Annotated in this window: 3 protein-coding genes; all 3 read right to left on the bottom strand. The window is 36.9% G+C overall.

Annotated elements, in window-relative coordinates; all coding sequences use genetic code 11:
- Positions 1-250: 250 nt before the first annotated feature.
- The 3 genes from ACIQ2X_RS13785 to ACIQ2X_RS13795 all read right to left on the bottom strand — a co-directional run bounded on the left by ACIQ2X_RS13785 (position 251) and on the right by ACIQ2X_RS13795 (position 4,654).
- The gene (locus tag ACIQ2X_RS13785) at positions 251-2,437 is read right to left on the bottom strand and encodes a cation:proton antiporter (protein ID WP_396179517.1); all 2,187 of its coding nucleotides are present in this window, start codon (positions 2,435-2,437) and stop codon (positions 251-253) included.
- 229 nt (positions 2,438-2,666) lie between these two features.
- Positions 2,667-4,013: an adenylosuccinate lyase gene (purB, locus tag ACIQ2X_RS13790; RefSeq protein WP_396179515.1), complete on the bottom strand. Its 1,347-nt coding sequence runs from the start codon at positions 4,011-4,013 to the stop codon at positions 2,667-2,669.
- 119 nt (positions 4,014-4,132) lie between these two features.
- Positions 4,133-4,654: a hypothetical protein gene (locus tag ACIQ2X_RS13795; protein WP_396179516.1), complete on the bottom strand. Its 522-nt coding sequence runs from the start codon at positions 4,652-4,654 to the stop codon at positions 4,133-4,135.
- Between the last annotated feature and the right edge of the window lie 173 nt (positions 4,655-4,827).

Raw genomic sequence — 4,827 nt, forward strand, 5'->3', positions numbered from 1 at the left:
CGAGTTTGTTTATAAGCTAAATCGCAGATATTTTGGTGAGAAAATCTTCGATAGACTAGTGATAGCAAGTATTACAGGAGTATGATTAAAAAAGGATATGCATATAAATTTTTAAAATAAGACATTTAATCTGAGCAATAACTTAAGTTATTAAAAGCATCACGAGTAAAAGTTAAATTTTAAACTGCTCATGGAATAATTTACAATCTGTATTTGCGTGCAATTTTTTATCAGGGGTGTTCGTTTTTAGTTAAACCGAATTCTTCGCTCTTCTATCTGCAAAAAATTCTTGCAACATCTTTTTGCTTCCCACAATCCACAAAATGTCGTTTTCTTGCAATAATAGCGTAGAATCAGGATTCAAGAAGCGTTTGCCATCCCGTTCAATTCCCACAACCATTCCGCGGGTTTTTTCTCTAATTTGCGAATCCCTGATGGTTTTGCCAATAAAAAGTTCGTTGTGAAGTTCCAATTGTTTCAAGATAATATCGTTGTCCAAAGCCTTTTCTGGAATTTCAAATTCGTGTTGGTCCAGATATTCCTGAAACTTAGTGATTTGATCATCCGTTCCGATAACACAGATTTCGTCACCTGGAAACAATCGTTCTGCTTTATTTGGAATGTCAATCGTAATTTCACCCCGTTTGATAAACGCAATATTAATTCCTAAATTTTCGCGAAGTTGCAGTTCGTCGAGCGTTTTCCCAGCAATATTAGATTCTTTTGCAATGTCAAATGTTGTCATGTGACCGTCCCAAGGCGTCAGGTGACTTCTGCTTTTACTGGCTTGGATAATTTCACGAGCGTTCAGGTTTTCTACAAAACGACGCTCTATTTTATGGTATTGATCATTCAATTTTTTTGGAAACAAAATGTAAGTCCCAATTGCAACTACCAATGCAATCAATGCGATAACAGGAGAGAAAAAAGTATTGAGTAGGAAACCAAGAAAAAATAAAGTCAACAACATTCGTAAAAGCACCATCATAATTATAGGACCACGGTATTTTCGAATTTTCATCAACTCGTCTACCTGTGTTTTTGCAACACGTCGAAGCGAAAGGGCATAGAAAAATGGCGATAAAATAACCAATGTAATTACCGCTGCGAGTGCATTTCCATAACGGGAATCTTCGACCAACGGTAAAATATATTGCGAAGAAAGCAGGATGATGGCAACAATAATAACTGAGTGAATAATTACTTGAGTTAAATATGCTTTCAATACTATTTGCCAGTTACTTGCTGATTTTATAGAAACAGAATTTGAACTGTAACGATCGATTGTTTTTGCCCATTTTTTTGGAATTTTACTTTCGATAAAATTTGAAAAAGGAACCGCAAATTTAATCATGTAAGGCGTTGTAAAAGTGGTAACGGCCGAAACAGCTACTACTATCGGATATAGAAAATCGCTGGTCACTTTGAGCGTCATTCCAAGAGTAGCAATGATAAATGAAAATTCCCCAATTTGCGACAAACTCATCCCTGTTTGAATGGACTGCTTGAGGGGTTGACCCGAAACCAATGCTCCAATTGTGGAACTAATTGATTGTCCAAAAATGGTAACCAACGTTAAAATGCAAACGGGTGCTGCATATTCAATTAATGTGTTGGGATCAATCAACATTCCTACCGATACAAAAAATACCGCCCCAAACAAATCCTTTACTGGTTTTACCAAATGTTCTACATTTTCGGCTTGCGTCGTTTCAGCAATAATAGAACCCATTATAAAAGCACCCAAAGCCGGCGAAAAACCCACATTGGAAGCCAAAATTACCATCATCAAACACAAGGCAATGGCTATAATCAAAGTCATTTCGTCGGTCAACAGATTTTTTGCTTTGCGCAATAATGTTGGAATAAAAAAGATACCACCAATAAACCACAAAGTCAAAAAGAACACCAATTTTAAAATGGACAGCAGTAATTCGCTTCCTGAAAACTGCTGGCTTACCGCTATTGTCGATAACAAAACCATCATTAAAATAGCCACAATATCTTGCACAATCAGTGAACCTAATACAATGCCGGCAAATTTTTGTGTTTTTACACCGAGCTCATCAAAGGTTTTTAAAATTATGGTTGTCGACGAAATGGCCAAAATCGCTCCTAGAAATATACTGTCCATTTTCTCCCACCCCATCAACATGCCGACAAAATAACCCAATATGACCATAAAAATAATTTGGGTCGTAGCCGTTATGGAAGCCGAACCTCCCACTTTCATCAACTTCTTAAAACTAAATTCCAACCCAAGGCTGAAAAGCAAAAATATGATTCCGATTTCTGCCCAAGTTTCTACACCTGCCTTGTCTTCCACTGATGGAAAAAAGTGAAAGTTATTTCCTGCCAAAAATCCAGCAACCAAATAACCCAAAACCAAAGGTTGCCTGATTTTTTTAAACAAAAGCACCGCAATTCCTGCCGTCATCAAAATCAAACCCAAATCACTGATCAAAGGTTTAAGATGAGAAGTAGTACCGGCCGTTAACAAAAACGTAGAGAAAAAATGAATCACAGGTTAAATTTTTGGGTTTGCCGAAAGATAAATAAAAACCAAATACAATACTAAATTTTAAAACAGAGTTTAACTTAAAATTAAAAAATCCCTCTCGTAAAATGATTGTTACGAGAGGGATAAATTTTAAGTGTGAAAAGTGCTACACGCCCAAATAATTACTCGGAGAAATAGCAAGCAATTCTGTTTTAATGGTTTCAGAAATTTCCAAGGTATGAATAAATGCATGTATAGCATTTTTGTCAATCACGGTATTGGTTCGCGTCAATCCTTTCAAGGCTTCATAGGGATTGGGATAACCTTCGCGACGTAAAATCGTTTGAATCGCTTCGGCAACTACCGCCCAATTTTTTTCTAAATCTTCTTCAAATTTGGGTTCGTTGAGCAATAATTTTTTCAAACCTTTCAAGGTGGCTTCAAAAGCAATTAAGGTATGGCCCATCGGGACGCCAATATTTCGCAAAACCGTGCTGTCGGTCAAATCGCGTTGCAAACGAGACAACGGTAATTTGGCCGAAAGGTGTTCGAAAATAGCATTGGCTATGCCCAAATTTCCTTCTGAATTTTCAAAATCAATCGGGTTTACTTTATGCGGCATAGCTGACGAACCAATTTCGCCCGCTTTGATTTTTTGTTTGAAATAGTCCATCGAAACATACGTCCAAATGTCACGATCCAAGTCAATTATAATGGTATTGATTCTTTTTAAAGCATCAAAAAAGGCTGCAAAATGGTCGTAATGTTCAATTTGAGTAGTGGGAAAAGAATGATGCAAACCTAATTTTCCAACCACAAAATCAGTTCCAAATTTTTTCCAGTCGATTTGAGGATAGGCCACGTGATGGGCATTGAAATTTCCGGTAGCACCACCAAATTTTGCCGCAAACGGAATGGTAAATAACATTCGCATTTGCTCTTCCAAGCGTTCTACAAAAACGGCAATTTCCTTGCCCAAACGGGTAGGAGAGGCCGGCTGACCGTGCGTTCGTGCCAACATCGGAATATTTGCCCAATCCTGACTCAATTCTTTGAGCTTACTGATTAAAGCCACTAAACTTTTTAAATAGACATTCTCAAAAGCTTCCTTGGTCGAAAGCGGAATGGCGGTATTATTAATGTCTTGCGAAGTCAATCCGAAGTGGATGAACTCTTTATATTGGCTTAACGCCAAATTATCAAAGGCAGTTTTGATAAAATATTCCACTGCTTTTACATCGTGATTGGTGGTTTTCTCAATGTCTTTTATGGATTGAGCATCTTCGGAAGAAAAATTTCGATAAATGTCACGCAATTTTTCAAAAACAGATGGATCAACGTCTTGTACTTGCGGCAACGGAATTTCGCACAACGCGATGAAATACTCAATTTCAACTAAAACCCGGTATTTAATCAAGGCTTCTTCCGAAAAATAAGGCGAAAGGTTCATCGTTTTGCTTCTGTAGCGACCGTCAATGGGCGACACCGCATTCAATTCGTTCAAGAGATTCATAGTAGTTGTGTTTTTGTAAGCTAGCAAAGATAAGGTTTTACAGCCAAATCACAAATGGGCAAATGCTGTGGAAATGCAGTATTTTTGAGGGAAATTTTCATCAAAATTCTTCATTTCAATTACCACAAATCACTCACTTCATCCTTTATAAACGCCAAAGCGGCATTACTTGGTGTGTCTTTGTCGAATAATTCTTTTAAAATCAATTCGCGTAATTCATTTGCTGTAGAAATTTCTGATGTTGCAGCTGCCTTTCGAATCATTTGAATGGTAGCGTTTTTGGCGGTTACTACATAACCCCAACAACTTGTAGAAACATAAATTTGCTGCGTCAAATTGTGTTCAAATTCTTGATCGATGGATGCAATTAGGTAATCTGCATAATCGTTTTTATCTGTTGAAATTGGAGTAACCCGAATCAAAAGTTTCGACGGATTGATGCGTTCTAAAAGCAATGAAAGTCGCTCGTAGGCTTGCAATCGTAGCGGTAATGCTTGCTTTTGTGTTTCTTTTTGGTTCAACCATCTTCGGGTGTGTTGTTGGTCTTTGAAGTACGAATTGAATAAAAAGTACGCCACGCCTCCTGTAATTAATGAAGGTAAGGTATAACTCAATAATTCGATAATTTTGGTAGTTTCCATATATTTTGTAAAAAATGTAATTGGGATTTAATTGCCTTCAAAAATAGAATGATTTTCGCAAAACCCAGCAAAAATTAGCATTTATTTGAAAAAAGAAAGCCGAAAATCTTGCGGTTTACAAATAGTAAACAACAAAACTTCCGACTTTAAAACTGCTGTATTTTAGAAAATCT

Origin of the sequence: Flavobacterium sp., from assembly GCF_044368625.1 — a bacterium.
GTDB lineage: Bacteria > Bacteroidota > Bacteroidia > Flavobacteriales > Flavobacteriaceae > Flavobacterium.